The sequence below is a fragment of the Pseudomonas azerbaijanorientalis genome (genome assembly GCF_019139795.1).
Classification (GTDB): domain Bacteria; phylum Pseudomonadota; class Gammaproteobacteria; order Pseudomonadales; family Pseudomonadaceae; genus Aquipseudomonas; species Aquipseudomonas laurylsulfatiphila.
On the sequence record NZ_CP077078.1, the window covers coordinates 4791904 to 4805558 of the forward strand.

Consider the following 13655-nt stretch of genomic DNA (forward strand, 5'->3'; position numbering starts at 1 on the left):
GGCCATGTCTGCTGACCTGCCTGTTACAACGAAAGGACGTGGCTACTTCAACAGCTTCGGCAAAAGCGCCGAAGTCGAATTCATGCCGGAAACCGCCGGTGCCTCGTTGCAGGACTCGCCGCGCTGGTCGCGGATCACCGTGTGGCTGACCGCTGCACTGCTGATCTGCGCACTGGTCTGGGCCAAGTTCGCCGTCTTGCAGGAAGTGACCATGGGCGAAGGCAAGGCGATTCCGTCGAGCAAGGTCCAGGTAATCCAGAACCTCGAGGGCGGCATCGTCACCGAAATCTTTGTGCGCGAAGGGCAGATGGTGAACAAGGGCGACACCTTGCTGCGCCTGGATGACACGCGCTACCTGTCGAACAAGGGCGAAAGCGAAGCCGATCGCTACGCCTTGACCGCGCAGGTCGAACGGCTTTCAGCCGAAGCCGAAGGCCGGCCGTTCAAACTGTCAGAAGAAGTGATCGCCAAGGCGCCGCAAGTGGCCGAAGACGAGCGCTCGCTGTACGAACAGCGGCAACGTCGACTCGCGAGCGAGCAGCGCACACTGTCCGAACAACTTCGGCAAAAGACCCAGGAACTGGCAGAGTTCCGCTCGAAACAGGGTCAATTCAGTTCCAGCCTGGCGCTCCTGCAACAAGAGATGAACATGTCCACGCCGCTGGTGGGCACCGGTGCCGTGTCACCGGTGGAAATCCTGCGCCTCAAACGCAGCGCCGTGGAGATTCGCGGCTCGCTGAACGCCACCACCCTGGCGATCCCCCGAGCGGAATCGGCGATCAACGAGATCAAAAGCAAGATCGACGAGTCGGAACAGACCTTCCGCTCGGAAGCGGCCAAAGAGCTGAACGAGAAACGCACCGAACTGTCGAAAATCACGGCATCGAGCATCGCCATCGACGACCGCGTGACTCGCACCACCGTGGTCTCGCCGGTGCACGGCATCATCAAGGTGCTGAAGGTCAACACCATCGGTGGTGTGGTCCAGCCCGGCAGTGACATGGTGGAAATCGTGCCGCTGGAAGACAACCTGCTGATCGAAGCCAAGGTCCGCCCGCAGGACGTTGCATTCCTGCATCCGGGCCAGAAAGCCATGGTCAAGTTCAGTGCCTACGACTACACCATTTACGGCGGCTTGAGCGCCAAGCTGGAGCTGATCGGCGCCGACACCATCACCGACGACAAGGGCAACAGCTTTTATCTGATTCAGGTGCGCACCGACAAAAACCATCTGGGCGGGGATGTGAAACCGCTGCTGATCATCCCGGGGATGGTGGCAACGGTGGACATTATTACCGGGGAGAAAACGGTGCTGGATTATCTGCTTAAGCCGGTGCTCAAGGCGCGGACCGAGGCGATGCGGGAAAGGTAGGCAGCCTCCAAAATCTGCTGTGACTGATCTGCCGCTTTCGCGGACAAGCCCGCTCCCACAGGTTCATTGGCGTTCGCAAACTTTATGTACAACACGAACACTGTGGGAGCGGGCTTGCCCGCGAAGAGGCCTGCACATACACCGATCACTTGTCGGCATGATTACGCTGGTAAACCTCCTCCCCCATCGCCGCAATCTGCCCCTCGATCAACGCTTCAAACGGCTTTAACAACGGTGCAAACGAAGTCGGCGCTTCGAGGGTTTCCAGCGCCTGCACAATCGCCTCCACTGTCGACAACGCTCCCGGTCCCGGTGCCTTGCGCAGCCGATAACGGGACACACCGCCTTCGGCCAGCGTTACCCTCGGCAACGCCGCCAGCAGCGGATTGAGGTGCAGCATCTTGCGCGCCTTGCGCCAGGTGCCATCCGGGACGACCAGCAACATCGATTCATCAGAGCAGCCATAGGCTTTCATCGGCTGCGCTTCTTCGCCCGGAAACAACAACCGCGCCGTATATCCCGGACGATTCAACAACACCGGCAAATCCTCGAACACCTCGCCCACGATCAACTCGGCATTGTTCAAGCCCAACGCTGCCAACCGCGCTGTATTGAGCGCATGGTTCACTTCGCTCGGATGCTGCAACAGCAAAACCCGGGTGCGGCTGTCGAGGCTCGGGATCAACGGGCACAGGCAATGAGATTGCGGACGCAGGCAGCGCGGGCATTGGATTCTGGACATCTTCTCAGGCCTGATTCAGTTGGGCTTTAAGCAAATCACGGAACGTCTGGATCAGTGGCTCGCGGCTACGGCCCCGGCGCACGATCATCGAGAACGGCGCCTGATAACCAAAGGTCGCCGGCAGCAGCACCCGCAAGTCGCCCTTGTCGGCCCAGGCCTGGGCGTAGTGCTCCGGCAGGTAGCCGATGTAGGCGCCCGACAGCACCAGAATCAGTTGGGCTTCCATACTTTCCACGGTCGCGGCGCTGTGCTTGAAGCCGTGACGCGCCAGCTCGGCCTGGCTCCAGTAGCCACGGCCGACCATGCGCTGCTGAGTGATGACCTGCTCGGGAATTCGCCGCTCGTTGAACAGCGGATGCCGCGTGCTGCAGTACAACCAGTGTTGTTCACGGTACAGCGGCATATACACCAGACCGCTCATGCGCGTGGAAAATGCACCGATGGCCAGGTCGAGACGGTTGTCTTGCACGCCGAGCTGCAGTTCGTAAGGGCTCATCACCGACAGGTGCAAGTGCACGGCCGGGTGTTCCTGGCTGTAGGCGCCGATGGCCTCGGCGAACGGCAGGGCCTTGTCGCTGACGGTGGAGTCGATCACCCCGAGGTTCAAGGTGCCGCGCAACTCGCCCTTGAGGGCGGCGGCGTACTGCTCGAAGCCTTCGAGTTCGCCCAACAGACGCAGGGTTTCCTGATGGAACAACTCACCCTTGCTGGTCAGGCTGAACCCGCCACGACCGCGATGGCAAAGCACCAGGCCCAGGGCCGCTTCGAGCTGGCTCATGTAGGTGCTGATGGCTGACGTCGAGAGGTTGAGCTCCTGCTGGGCGTTGGCAAAGCCCTGGTGACGCACCACGCTGACGAAGATGCGCAATAGTTTCAGGTCGGGTAAAGCGTTGGCCATGTCGGGCTCCGGTGGAAGGGAACACAAACCCTGTGGGAGCGGGCTTGCTCGCGAAAGCGGTGTATCTATTTACATTGATGGCGACTGATACGACGCCTTCGCGAGCAAGCCCGCTACCACAATGGTTGCAGTGCTCACCCCTGGATTGCCAGGCATCAGGGGTTCTGAGTATGGCGTGAAGTCTATCGCTGCCACATCAATTAGTTTAGAAAAATCTGAACTAAGTATTTGCCCGTAGCGATTCTTCCCGGCCACTACATTTCGCAGAATCGTTGCCACAAGGTGCGCCCGTACTTCCGTGAACGGCGCAACCACATAAATAAAACAACGACGATGAGGCCCTACCCGTGGACAAGATTCTTCACCAACCACTGGGCGGCAACGAAATGCCGCGCTTCGGCGGCATCGCCACCATGATGCGACTCCCCCATTTGAATACCGCTGCCGGTCTGGACGCTGCCTTCGTTGGCGTGCCGCTGGACATCGGTACCTCACTGCGCCCTGGCACCCGTTTCGGGCCTCGCGAAATCCGCGCTGAATCGGTGATGATTCGCCCGTACAACATGGCCACTGGCGCTGCGCCGTTCGACTCGCTGTCGGTTGCCGACATCGGCGACATCGCGATCAACACCTTCAACCTGCTCGATGCCGTGCGGATCATCGAAGAGTCCTACGACAACATCCTCGAACACGACGTGATCCCCCTGACCCTGGGCGGCGACCACACCATCACCCTGCCGATCCTGCGTGCCATCCACAAGAAGCACGGCAAGGTCGGCCTGGTGCACATCGACGCTCACGCTGACGTGAACGATCACATGTTCGGCGAGAAAATCGCCCACGGCACCACGTTCCGTCGCGCCGTTGAAGAAGGCCTGATTGATCCGGACCGCGTGGTGCAGATCGGCCTGCGCGCCCAGGGCTACACCGCTGACGACTTCAACTGGAGCCGCAACCAGGGCTTCCGTGTGGTTCAGGCCGAAGAGTGCTGGCACAAATCGCTGGAGCCGTTGATGGCTGAAGTCCGCGAGAAAGTCGGTGGCGGTCCTGTCTACCTGAGCTTCGACATCGACGGTATCGACCCGGCCTGGGCACCAGGCACCGGCACCCCGGAAATCGGCGGCCTGACCACCATCCAGGCGATCGAGATCGTTCGTGGCTGCCAAGGCCTCGACCTGGTCGGTTGCGATCTGGTAGAAGTCTCGCCCGCTTACGACACCACCGGCAACACCTCGCTGCTGGCCGCCAACCTGCTGTACGAAATGCTCTGCGTACTGCCTGGCGTAGTCCACCGCTGAGGGTTGGTCATGAATGAACGCGATCAGGTTCTCAAAGCCGCCGCCGACCTGGTGTCCGCTTTTGCCCGTAACGATCGCGAAGCCTACTTCGGCGCGTTCAGCTTTGAAGCCAGCTTCGTCTTCTACACCCTCGAAAAGCCCCTGCTGTCGCGCGACGCCTATCAGGCGATGTGGGACGGCTGGCGCGCCGAGGATGGCTTCGAGGTGCTCTCGTGCACCTCGAGCAACGCTTTCGTCAGCCTGCAGGGTGACGTGGCGATTTTCATCCATGACGTAGCCACCGAGCTGCGCATGCAAGGGGAGCAGCACTTCAGCCAGGAGCGCGAGACGATTGTTTTCAAGAAACAAGCGTCTGGCCAAGAACAACAAGGCCTATGGCTGGCCTGTCACGAACACTTGTCCGCCTTGCCGGAAGGGCTGCCACCCCCTTAGCCAAACAGGTGACGCTCACGCACGATGAGCGCGCCTTTATGATCGGAGCAGATCATGAATAACAACAACAAAGACCAAAGCCTTACGCAAATTGAAACCCACGGGGTCGAACAGATCCCGGACAACGAACGCACCGCAGGCCCGACGGACTTGTTCCGGATGATCTTCGGTGGTTCCAACACCTTTGCAACCGCCGTTCTCGGCAGTTTCCCGGTACTGTTCGGCCTGTCTTTCCAGGCGGGCGTCTGGGCGATTGTGCTGGGCGTGTTGCTGGGTTCGCTGATCCTCGCGCCAATGGGCCTGTTCGGCCCGATCAACGGCACCAACAACGCCGTGTCTTCCGGTGCACACTTCGGCGTGCATGGGCGGATCGTCGGTTCGTTCCTGTCGCTGTTGACCGCCATCGCCTTCTTCTCGCTCTCGGTGTGGAGTTCGGGTGATGCGCTGATCGGTGGGGCCAAACGCCTGGTCGGTCTGCCGGAAACCGATCTGACCCTGGGCCTTGCCTACGGTCTGTTCGCGATCCTGGTGCTGACGGTGTGCATCTATGGCTTCCGTTTCCTGCTGTGGGTCAACAAGATCGCGGTGTGGAGTGCCAGCCTGCTGTTCCTGCTGGGTGCCTTCGCCTTCGCCGGTCCCTTCGACGTGAACTACGCCGGCACGGTGAACATGGGTCAGCCAGGTTTCTGGGCCGCCTTCATCGGTGCAGCACTGGTGGCCATGAGCAACCCGATTTCTTTCGGTGCGTTCCTCGGCGACTGGTCGCGCTACATTCCGCGTGACACCTCCAAGCGCCGCATCATGGCGGCGGTGGTGATTTCGCAGATCGCAACGTTCATCCCGTTCCTGTTCGGCCTGACCACCGCCACCATCGTAGCGATCAAGGCACCGGACTACATCGCGGCCAACAACTATGTCGGCGGCCTGCTGGCGGTATCGCCGAGCTGGTTCTTCCTGCCGGTGTGCCTGATCGCGGTGATCGGCGGCATGTCCACCGGCACCACTTCGCTGTACGGCACCGGCCTGGACATGTCCAGCGTATTCCCACGGGTACTGTCGCGGGTCAAGGCAACGCTGCTGATCGGTGTGATGTCGATTGCCTTCATCTTCATCGGGCGCTTCGCGGCCAACCTGGTGCAGAGCGTGTCGACCTTCGCCGTGCTGATCATCACCTGCACCACCCCCTGGATGGTGATCATGATCATCGGCCTGCTGGTGCGTCGCGGCTTCTACTGCCCGGATGACCTGCAAGTGTTCACCCGCGGCGAGAAAGGTGGCCGTTACTGGTTCACCCACGGCTGGAACTGGCGTGGCCTGGGTGCCTGGATCCCGAGCGCGGCCGTCGGCCTGTGCTTCGTGAACCTGCCGGGTCAGTTTGTCGGGCCGCTGGGCGAATTGGCCGGTGGTATCGATATCAGCCTGCCCGTGACCCTGGGCCTGGCCTCGCTGGTGTACCTGGTGCTGCTGAGCCTGTTCCCGGAATCGCGCGAAGTGTTCGGCCCGAACGACCCTCGCAGCAAGAGCACGGATTCGCTCGCTAATCCGGCGATGCGTCAAGTCGCCTGATGTAACACAAGACCTGTGGGAGCGGGCTTGCTCGCGAAGACGGCGGCACATTCAACACTGATGTGACTGACAGACCGCTTTCGCGAGCAAGCCCGCTCCCACAAAGAGCAGCCCCACAGAAACGCCTTTGTTTCACATAAAAAAGACAATCGGAGACACGCCATAATGGCTTTGGATTTATTCGTTGTACTCATCTACGCCGCCGCGATGTTGCTGCTTGGCTATTACGGCATGCGCAAGGCCAAGACCAACGAAGACTTTTTGGTGGCCGGTCGTAACCTCGGCCCAAGCCTGTACATGGGCACCATGGCTGCCACCGTTCTGGGCGGCGCGTCCACCGTGGGCACCGTGCGTCTGGGCTACGTGCATGGCATCTCCGGCTTCTGGCTGTGTGCCGCGCTGGGTTGCGGGATCGTGGCGCTGAACCTGTTCCTCGCAAAACCGCTGCTGAAACTGAAGATCTACACCGTTACCCAGGTGCTGGAAAAACGCTACAACCCGATGGCCCGCTCCGCGAGCGCGGTGATCATGCTGGCCTACGCACTGATGATCGGCGTCACCTCGATCCTGGCGATCGGCACCGTTCTGCAAGTGTTGTTCGGCCTGCCGTTCTGGATCTCGGTATTGCTGGGCGGTGGCGTCGTGGTGATCTATTCGGCCATTGGCGGCATGTGGTCCCTGACCCTGACCGATATCGTCCAGTTCGTGATCAAGACCGTGGGCCTGATGTTCATCCTGCTGCCAATCTGCATGTACCGCGTCGGCGGCTGGGATGAACTGGTAATGAAACTGCCGGCGGCGAGCTTCAGCTTCACCACCATCGGCTGGGACACCATCATCACCTACTTCATGATCTACTTCTTCGGCATCCTGATCGGTCAGGACATCTGGCAACGGGTGTTCACCGTCAAGACCGCCAAAGTGGCTCAGGTTGCCGGTACCGCTGCCGGTATCTACTGCATCCTCTACGGTCTGGCCTGCGCCCTGATCGGCATGGCTGCACACGTACTGATCCCGGATCTGGACAACGTCAACAACGCCTTCGCCGCCATCGTCAAACTGTCCCTGCCGGACGGTATCCGTGGCCTGGTGATCGCTGCCGCACTGGCCGCCATGATGTCCACCGCCAGCGCCGGCCTGCTGGCCGCTGCCACCACCCTGACCGAAGACCTGCTGCCGAAACTGCGTGGCGGCAAACAGTCGAGCCTGGGCCTCAACCGTCTGGTCACTATGCTGACCGGTATTGTGGTGCTGGGTATCGCCCTGGTGGTCAACGACGTGATCAGCGCCCTGACCCTGGCCTACAACCTGTTGGTGGGCGGCATGCTGATCCCGCTGATGGGCGCGATCTTCTGGAAACGCGCCACCACCGCCGGCGCCATCGCCAGCATGGGCATGGGCTTTGCCACCGCGCTGCTGTTCATGTTCAAGGACGGTCTGGATGCCAACACCCCGATCTACTACAGCCTCGGTGTAGGCCTGGTGAGCTTCGTGCTGGTCAGCCTGCTGTCCCGTCGCCCGGCTGTGGTGGCGAGCGCCGCCTAAGCTGAAACATAACGACTCGATGCTTTCTTCGACGAGTGTGGCGTCGGTTGCCACACTCGTTTTTTTTCGTCTGAAGGAAACTGCTCATGAAGATCGTCAGCCGCGATCAGTGGTTCGAAGTCAAACATCTCAGCGACGGCATCCGCCTGATTCACGAGCCGTACATCCGGCCTTTCTACCGCTGCAACCTCTGGCACATCCAGGGCCGTGACAAGGACCTGCTGCTGGACAGCGGCTCGGGCCTGGTCAGCCTGCGCGAGCAACTGCCATGGATCACCGAGCGACCGCTGGTGGCCGTGGCCAGCCACTGCCATTTCGATCACATCGCCGGTCATCACGAATTCGCCGAGCGCCTGGTGCATCCGGCCGAGGCGGACATTCTGGCCGCGCCGGATGGCGACAACGACTTGAGCAAAGCCTTTGTCGGCGACGACATGTTCGAGGCGCACCCCGATTGCCCGCTGTGCTACGCCGAATACCGGGTCAAGGCCGCGCCGGCCACGGGTTTTGTCGAAGATGGAGATGTGCTGGACCTGGGCAACCGCGTGTTGCAGGTGGTGCACACACCGGGACACTCGCCGGGTGGCATCTGCCTGTACGAAGCCGCCACCGAGACCTTGTTCAGCGGGGACATCATCTACGACGGGCCGCTGATCGAAGACGCCTACCATTCCAACCTCGAGGACTATGCACGCAGCCTGCAACGCCTGCATGAGCTGCCGATCCGTACGGTGCATGGCGGGCATTTCGGCAGTTTTTCCGGAGAGCATTTGCGCGGCATGATTGACGAATGGCAGCGCTCACACGGCTAAAGCCTGCTGTACTCAACGGCAGGGAGAACTGCTCCCACCTCCTCGAAGAACGATCATGAAAGAAGCCGCCCTTCGTGCTGTCGTACATCGCTACATCAGCCGCCTGCTCGAAGGCCGGGATGACTTCGATGACAACGCCAGTCTGGCGCAGTTGGGATTGGACAAAAAAGATATCGAAGAGCTGATCTTCCATCTGGAAGATGAACTGGGTGTCACGGCGTTTACCGTGGAAGAAGACCGGATGCTCAAGACCGCCAGGACGGTGAATGATCTGAGCCGGTTCTTGATGGAGATCGGACGGCATTGAGGCTGAATGCCAAATATGTTGCAGGACTGAATGGCAGGATGCTGTTCTGTGTCGAGGGGGCTTGCCCCCGTTGGGCTGCGCAGCAGCCCAAAACCCTTCAACCCGGTTACATCTGGCGGACCACGTCAGGCGATTTACGACTGCTTCGCAGCCGGACGGGGGCAAGCCCCCTCGCCACAGCAAGCTACCTCGCCACAGCAAGCCCCTCTCACTAGCGATCCGGAGCCATTACCGGCGTCGCTGCTGGCGCCGACGCTGCTCGTCGTCAGTACGAACAGGTACAGGCTGCATTGGCGGTTCGATCAGGCCGAGCGCCACGCCCAGGTCATGCAGCCAGTTTTGGATTTTCTCTTTCATGGTGCCCCCTTCAGGGTAGTGCCGAGCGGCCAAAATTCTGTAGCCCCTTCGCACTGATAATAGTCCGAAGTCCTACGCAATGCTCGTGCAAAGTCGCAATGATCTGTTACTGAATCCATCAAAATCAGCCGGCGTTCAGGCAATTTCCCGCGCCTGCACCGGTGTCGGCGGAAAAACCGCCTGCTGCTGCTCGATCCAGGCATTCAGGTTGGCCCCGACCATACCCTTGCGCCACATCAGCCAGGTGGTTGCGCTGGCAAACGGTTCGGCCAACGGATGCACGGCCACACTCTCGCGGCCCGGCAGGCTGGCGAGCATCGACTCCGACATCAGCGCCACACCGGAACCGGCAATCACACACGCAAGCATTCCCGGATAGGATTCGATCTCCATCGCCCGGCCCATCGCCGCATGGTCATGGGCGAACCAGGCCTCCAGGCGCATACGGTAGGAGCAGCCCTGGCGAAAGGTGAACACCGCGCGACCTTCCACATCCAGCGCGCTGCGCACGGGCGGATGATCGGCCTCGCTAATCAGCACCAGGCGCTCGTCGCACAAGGGCACACCGTCGAGCCCGGCCAGCTCCATAGTGCCATCCACCAGCGCCGCATCGAGTCGACCGGTGAGCAGGCCTTCGAGCAATTCACCGCTGGGACCGGATTGCACTTGCAGGTTCACCGCCGGATACAAGCGGTGATAGCGCGCCAACAGCCCCGGCAGGTGAATAGCGGCCGTGCTGTACATGGTGCCGAGCACGAAGTCGCCCGCCGGTTGCCCGCCCTGCACAGCCGCGCTGGCTTCGTCGCGCAAGGCAAACAACCTGGCGGTGTAGTCCAGCAGGACTTTTCCCGCAGGCGACAGCTGCAAGCGCTGACGCTCGCGCAGGAACAGCTCTACACCCAGTTGCTCTTCCAGCTGTTTGAGCCGGGTCGACAGGTTCGACGGCACTCGATGCAGCCGTTCGGCGGCCCGGGTTATGGACCCTTCCTGCGCCACTGCCTGGAAGATGCGTAATTGACTGAACTCCACGACATTCTCCAAAAAAGAACAAGTTACTCACTATTATTCATTTTTAAAGAAAGTCAATCAGCCCTAGCCTGACGGTCATTGATCTTCTGAACGGTATCCAGACCATGTCTCCCCTGATTCGCTTATCCGCCAGTTTCGTTGCCCTGATGATGGCCATGGGCATCGGCCGTTTTGCCCTGACGCCGCAACTGCCACACCTGCTCAGCGAAGGTCAGATCGACCTGACCGCCGCCGGGCTGATTGCCGCCGCCAACTACCTCGGTTATTTCATCGGCGCGGTGGACGCCATGTTTTCCCGGCGTCCCGCGCAAGTGCGCCGGCGCCTGCTGGGCGGGTTGTGGCTCTGCGTGTTGCTGACCCTGGCGTCGTTCTGGGCCAACGGGTTCTGGTCGCACCTGCTGCTGCGCTTCGGTACCGGTGTGGCCAGCGCCTGGGTGTTGGTGATGATCACCGCACTGAGCCAGCCGCTCGCGGCAGCGGCCGGCCGTCCCCGGCTCGGCGCTCTGGTCTTCGCCGGACCGGGCCTGGGGATTTTTCTCACAGGCTTATTGGCCCTGGGCTCAAATCTGCTGGGCCAGAGTTCCGCCACCTTGTGGCTGGTTTACGCCGCCGCAGGGCTGGCGATGCTGCTGGGGGTTCTGCCGTTCCTGCCGCAAGCGAGCGCAATCGCGACCGCTGCACCCGGCGCCAGCGCAGCGGGCACTCAAGGCATCGCTCGCCTGGGCTTGATCTACGGCTTGTACGGGTTGGGCTACATCATCCCGGCGACCTTTCTGTCGCAAATGGCCAATGCGCAATTCCATGGCCAATGGCAGGCCGACCTGTTCTGGCCGTGCTTCGGTCTTGCGGCGGCTACGGGTGTGGTGCTGATGAGTTTGCGTCGCCAAAAAGCGGGCGCAACGCGGCGCTGGTTGATGGCAACGTTATGGCTGCAAGCTGCGGGCGTGTTTGCCTGCCTGCTGGCCAACGGTCCGGGGCTGGCATTGGGTGTGATCCTGTGTGGCACGCCGTTCCTGGCCTGCATGCAACTGGTGATCCAGCGTTCCCGGGATCTGGCCCCCCATGCCACCCAACGCAATGCCGGCCTGCTGACGGCCTGCTTTGCCGTGGGCCAGCTCAGCGGGCCATTGCTGGCGGCGCTCAGCAGTCATTTCAGTGGCGGCTTGCAGCCGGCACTGGTGGTCGCCGGCTGCGGCTTGCTGATCGCCGGCGGTCTGTTGCTCGCGCCGGTCAATGCTGCCCCAGAGCTTTGCGCAAACGACGGCGCAGCCACTGCTCGGCGCTGACAAAGGTGATGCCCGCCAACACCAGCACTGCGCCGAGGATGAAGTTCAGGCTCAGCTCCTCGCCCAGCAGCACGACACCAAAGGTGACGCCAAACAACGGCGTCATGAACGAAAACACCGCGAGGTTCGCCGCCAGGTATCGGCGCAACAGCCAGAACCAGACCAGGTAACTGAAGAACGACACAACCACGCCCTGAAACAGCACACTGGTGACCGCCACGGTGGTCAGGCTGACATGGGTGATCTGGCCGCTGAGCAGAGCGATCAACAGCAAACCGAAAAAACCGACAATCAACTGATAGAACAGCGTCAGGGTCACCGGTGCTTCCGACAGGCGCGAGGCGCGCACCACCACCGTGGTCGCGCCCCAGGCGGCCCCCGCCAGCACCCCCAAGGCATCGCCCATCAACATCCGGTAAACAAGATTGTCCCAGGACACCCCGCCGGCAAACGCGATGGCAATCCCGATAAAGGCCAGGACAATCCCCAGCCATTGCAGGGGTCGCAAACGCTCACTGGGCAATAACCAGTGCACACCCAATGCCGTGAAGATCGGCGCAGTGTAGAGGAACACCGACATGTGCGCCGCCGTGGTCAGTTGCAGGCCTTCGGAAATGAAGAAGAACTCCAGGCCGAACAAGGCGCCAGCCAGCAGACCACCGCGCCAGGTCGTACTCACCTGGTTCCAGCCGCCCTTCCAGCAGATCAGCAGCCCGACCAGCAACGCCGACATGCCGGAACGTCCGGCCGCCTGCATCACCGGCGCGATATCGGCCGCCGCCCACTTGATCATCACCTGCTGAACGCCCCAGACCAGGCACAATCCGACCATCACTTGCAGGGCAAACCCGTCGGTACTGCGCCGGGTGACGCTCACCGGAACACCTCGAAGACACAATCCATGGCAAAGACTCGGCAGTAAAAGCAAAACCCCGGCTGTCGATTATCAACCAGAAGGTCGGAAAATAACCCTGTAGGAGCTGTCAAAGGCTGCGATCGTGATTTCAAGGATCAAAAGATCGCAGCCTTCGGCAGCTCCTACAAGGGCAGAGTGGGATCAACTGAGATCGATACGATCGGCATGAATGACAATCTGGCCATTCTTGTACAACGCGCCAATGGCCTTCTTGAAGTTGCCCTTGCTGACACCGAACAGACTGCTGATCAACGCCGGATCGCTCTTGTCGCTCACGGCCAGGGTGCCGTTGTTTTCACGCAACTTGGCGAGGATCTTCGAGTTCAGGCTGGTGGCCGCTTCCTGGCCGACCGGCTGCAGGCTCAGGCTGATCTTGCCGTCGGCGCGAACTTCCTTGATGAAACCCTTTTCTTCTTTACCGGCGCGCATGAACTTGAAGATTTCGTTCTTGTGGATCAGGCCCCAATGCTTGTTGTTGATGATGGCCTTGAAGCCCATGTCCGTGGCTTCGGCCACCAGCAAGTCCACTTCCTGGCCAGCCGTGTAGTTGGCCGGGGTCTTGTCCAGGTAGCGGTCCAGGCGCGCGGTCGCGGTAATACGGCGGGTGTGCTTGTCGAGGTAGACGTGTACCACCACATACTCGCCCGCCGTCATCTGACGCTTCTCTTCGGAGAACGGCAGCAACAGGTCCTTGGGCAAGCCCCAGTCCAGGAATACGCCGATGCTGTTGACTTCAACAACTTTCAAACTGGCGAATTCACCCACTTGAACTTTCGGCTTTTCAGTAGTGGCGATGAGTTTGTCATCGCTGTCCAGATATATAAAAACGTTGAGCCAGTCTTCATCTTCGCTAGGAATATCTTTTGGAATATAACGATTTGGCAGAAGGATTTCGCCATCCGCGCCACCGTCCAGATATAAACCGAAGTTAGTGTGTTTAACCACTTGCAAACTGTTGTAACGCCCGACTAAAGCCATGTCCAATACCCTCATTGCGTGGGCGGCATTCTACCCGGTTTTAAGCGCCGCGTTCGGCCCCCGGCCCGGTGGCACGAGAAAATCCTCTGAAGGCCTTGATTTTCACGGGCTTTCATC

General features: G+C 60.7%; 14 protein-coding genes. 8 read left to right on the forward strand and 6 right to left on the reverse strand.

Features of this window, described 5'->3' with window-relative positions:
• Nucleotides 1-4: 4 nt before the first annotated feature.
• The gene (locus KSS91_RS21330; protein WP_041474935.1) at nt 5-1372 is read left to right on the forward strand and encodes an HlyD family type I secretion periplasmic adaptor subunit; all 1368 of its coding nucleotides are present in this window, start codon (nt 5-7) and stop codon (nt 1370-1372) included.
• A 145-nt stretch (nt 1373-1517) separates the two neighbouring features.
• On the opposite strand, the gene KSS91_RS21335 is transcribed toward KSS91_RS21330, so the two are convergent.
• Nucleotides 1518-2114 (reverse strand): tRNA-uridine aminocarboxypropyltransferase, encoded by a 597-nt coding sequence (locus KSS91_RS21335; RefSeq protein WP_217836034.1) that lies wholly within the window; start codon nt 2112-2114, stop codon nt 1518-1520.
• Nucleotides 2115-2118: 4 nt separating this feature from the next.
• Nucleotides 2119-3012, reverse strand: a complete 894-nt coding sequence (locus tag KSS91_RS21340; RefSeq protein WP_007972518.1) for a LysR family transcriptional regulator — start codon at nt 3010-3012, stop codon at nt 2119-2121.
• 347 nt (nt 3013-3359) lie between these two features.
• Between KSS91_RS21340 and speB the strand changes: the two genes are divergently transcribed.
• The 6 genes from speB to KSS91_RS21370 all read left to right on the forward strand — a co-directional run bounded on the left by speB (nt 3360) and on the right by KSS91_RS21370 (nt 8972).
• Nucleotides 3360-4310: an agmatinase gene (gene speB, locus KSS91_RS21345; protein ID WP_007972517.1), complete on the forward strand. Its 951-nt coding sequence runs from the start codon at nt 3360-3362 to the stop codon at nt 4308-4310.
• 9 nt (nt 4311-4319) lie between these two features.
• A complete protein-coding gene (locus tag KSS91_RS21350) occupies nt 4320-4742 on the forward strand; it encodes a YybH family protein (RefSeq protein ID WP_015096319.1) in 423 nt (140 codons plus the stop codon).
• Nucleotides 4743-4796: 54 nt separating this feature from the next.
• Nucleotides 4797-6308 carry a purine-cytosine permease family protein gene (locus KSS91_RS21355; RefSeq protein WP_217836035.1) on the forward strand — a complete coding sequence of 504 codons (1512 nt, stop codon included), beginning with the start codon at nt 4797-4799 and terminating at the stop codon, nt 6306-6308.
• A 165-nt stretch (nt 6309-6473) separates the two neighbouring features.
• Nucleotides 6474-7853: a sodium:solute symporter family protein gene (locus tag KSS91_RS21360; RefSeq protein WP_217836036.1), complete on the forward strand. Its 1380-nt coding sequence runs from the start codon at nt 6474-6476 to the stop codon at nt 7851-7853.
• 86 nt (nt 7854-7939) lie between these two features.
• Nucleotides 7940-8665, forward strand: coding sequence for an MBL fold metallo-hydrolase (locus KSS91_RS21365; protein ID WP_217836037.1), 726 nt, complete (start codon nt 7940-7942; stop codon nt 8663-8665).
• Nucleotides 8666-8720: 55 nt separating this feature from the next.
• On the forward strand, nt 8721-8972 hold the full coding sequence (locus KSS91_RS21370) for a phosphopantetheine-binding protein (RefSeq protein WP_217836038.1): 252 nt from the start codon (nt 8721-8723) through the stop codon (nt 8970-8972).
• 228 nt (nt 8973-9200) lie between these two features.
• Here the strand turns inward: KSS91_RS21370 and KSS91_RS28525 are convergent, their stop codons facing one another.
• Together KSS91_RS28525 and ptrR are read right to left on the reverse strand one after the other, a co-directional pair.
• Nucleotides 9201-9329, reverse strand: coding sequence for a PA1414 family protein (locus tag KSS91_RS28525; RefSeq protein ID WP_263986899.1), 129 nt, complete (start codon nt 9327-9329; stop codon nt 9201-9203).
• Between the two features lie 135 nt (nt 9330-9464).
• Nucleotides 9465-10358, reverse strand: coding sequence for a putrescine utilization regulator PtrR (gene ptrR, locus KSS91_RS21375; protein ID WP_217836039.1), 894 nt, complete (start codon nt 10356-10358; stop codon nt 9465-9467).
• A 104-nt stretch (nt 10359-10462) separates the two neighbouring features.
• On the opposite strand from ptrR, the gene KSS91_RS21380 reads away from it, so the two are divergent.
• A complete protein-coding gene (locus KSS91_RS21380) occupies nt 10463-11644 on the forward strand; it encodes an MFS transporter (protein ID WP_217836040.1) in 1182 nt (393 codons plus the stop codon).
• Here KSS91_RS21380 and KSS91_RS21385 read toward each other — a convergent pair.
• Together KSS91_RS21385 and KSS91_RS21390 are read right to left on the reverse strand one after the other, a co-directional pair.
• Entirely contained in the window at nt 11589-12521 is a 933-nt protein-coding gene (locus KSS91_RS21385; protein ID WP_217836041.1) for a DMT family transporter, read from the reverse strand. The two genes, KSS91_RS21380 and KSS91_RS21385, sit on opposite strands and share 56 nt — an antisense overlap.
• A 180-nt stretch (nt 12522-12701) precedes the next feature.
• On the reverse strand, nt 12702-13538 hold the full coding sequence (locus tag KSS91_RS21390; protein ID WP_007972500.1) for a CvfB family protein: 837 nt from the start codon (nt 13536-13538) through the stop codon (nt 12702-12704).
• Nucleotides 13539-13655: the final 117 nt, after the last annotated feature.

Coding starts and splice junctions, on each gene's coding strand:
- KSS91_RS28525 (WP_263986899.1), bottom strand. CDS start 9,329: ATGAAAGAGAAAATCCAAAACTGGCTGCATGACCTGGGCGTGGCGCTC.
- KSS91_RS21350 (WP_015096319.1), top strand. CDS start 4,320: ATGAATGAACGCGATCAGGTTCTCAAAGCCGCCGCCGACCTGGTGTCC.
- KSS91_RS21370 (WP_217836038.1), top strand. CDS start 8,721: ATGAAAGAAGCCGCCCTTCGTGCTGTCGTACATCGCTACATCAGCCGC.
- KSS91_RS21340 (WP_007972518.1), bottom strand. CDS start 3,012: ATGGCCAACGCTTTACCCGACCTGAAACTATTGCGCATCTTCGTCAGC.
- KSS91_RS21380 (WP_217836040.1), top strand. CDS start 10,463: ATGTCTCCCCTGATTCGCTTATCCGCCAGTTTCGTTGCCCTGATGATG.
- KSS91_RS21330 (WP_041474935.1), top strand. CDS start 5: ATGTCTGCTGACCTGCCTGTTACAACGAAAGGACGTGGCTACTTCAAC.
- KSS91_RS21335 (WP_217836034.1), bottom strand. CDS start 2,114: ATGTCCAGAATCCAATGCCCGCGCTGCCTGCGTCCGCAATCTCATTGC.
- KSS91_RS21365 (WP_217836037.1), top strand. CDS start 7,940: ATGAAGATCGTCAGCCGCGATCAGTGGTTCGAAGTCAAACATCTCAGC.
- KSS91_RS21355 (WP_217836035.1), top strand. CDS start 4,797: ATGAATAACAACAACAAAGACCAAAGCCTTACGCAAATTGAAACCCAC.
- KSS91_RS21360 (WP_217836036.1), top strand. CDS start 6,474: ATGGCTTTGGATTTATTCGTTGTACTCATCTACGCCGCCGCGATGTTG.
- KSS91_RS21390 (WP_007972500.1), bottom strand. CDS start 13,538: ATGGCTTTAGTCGGGCGTTACAACAGTTTGCAAGTGGTTAAACACACT.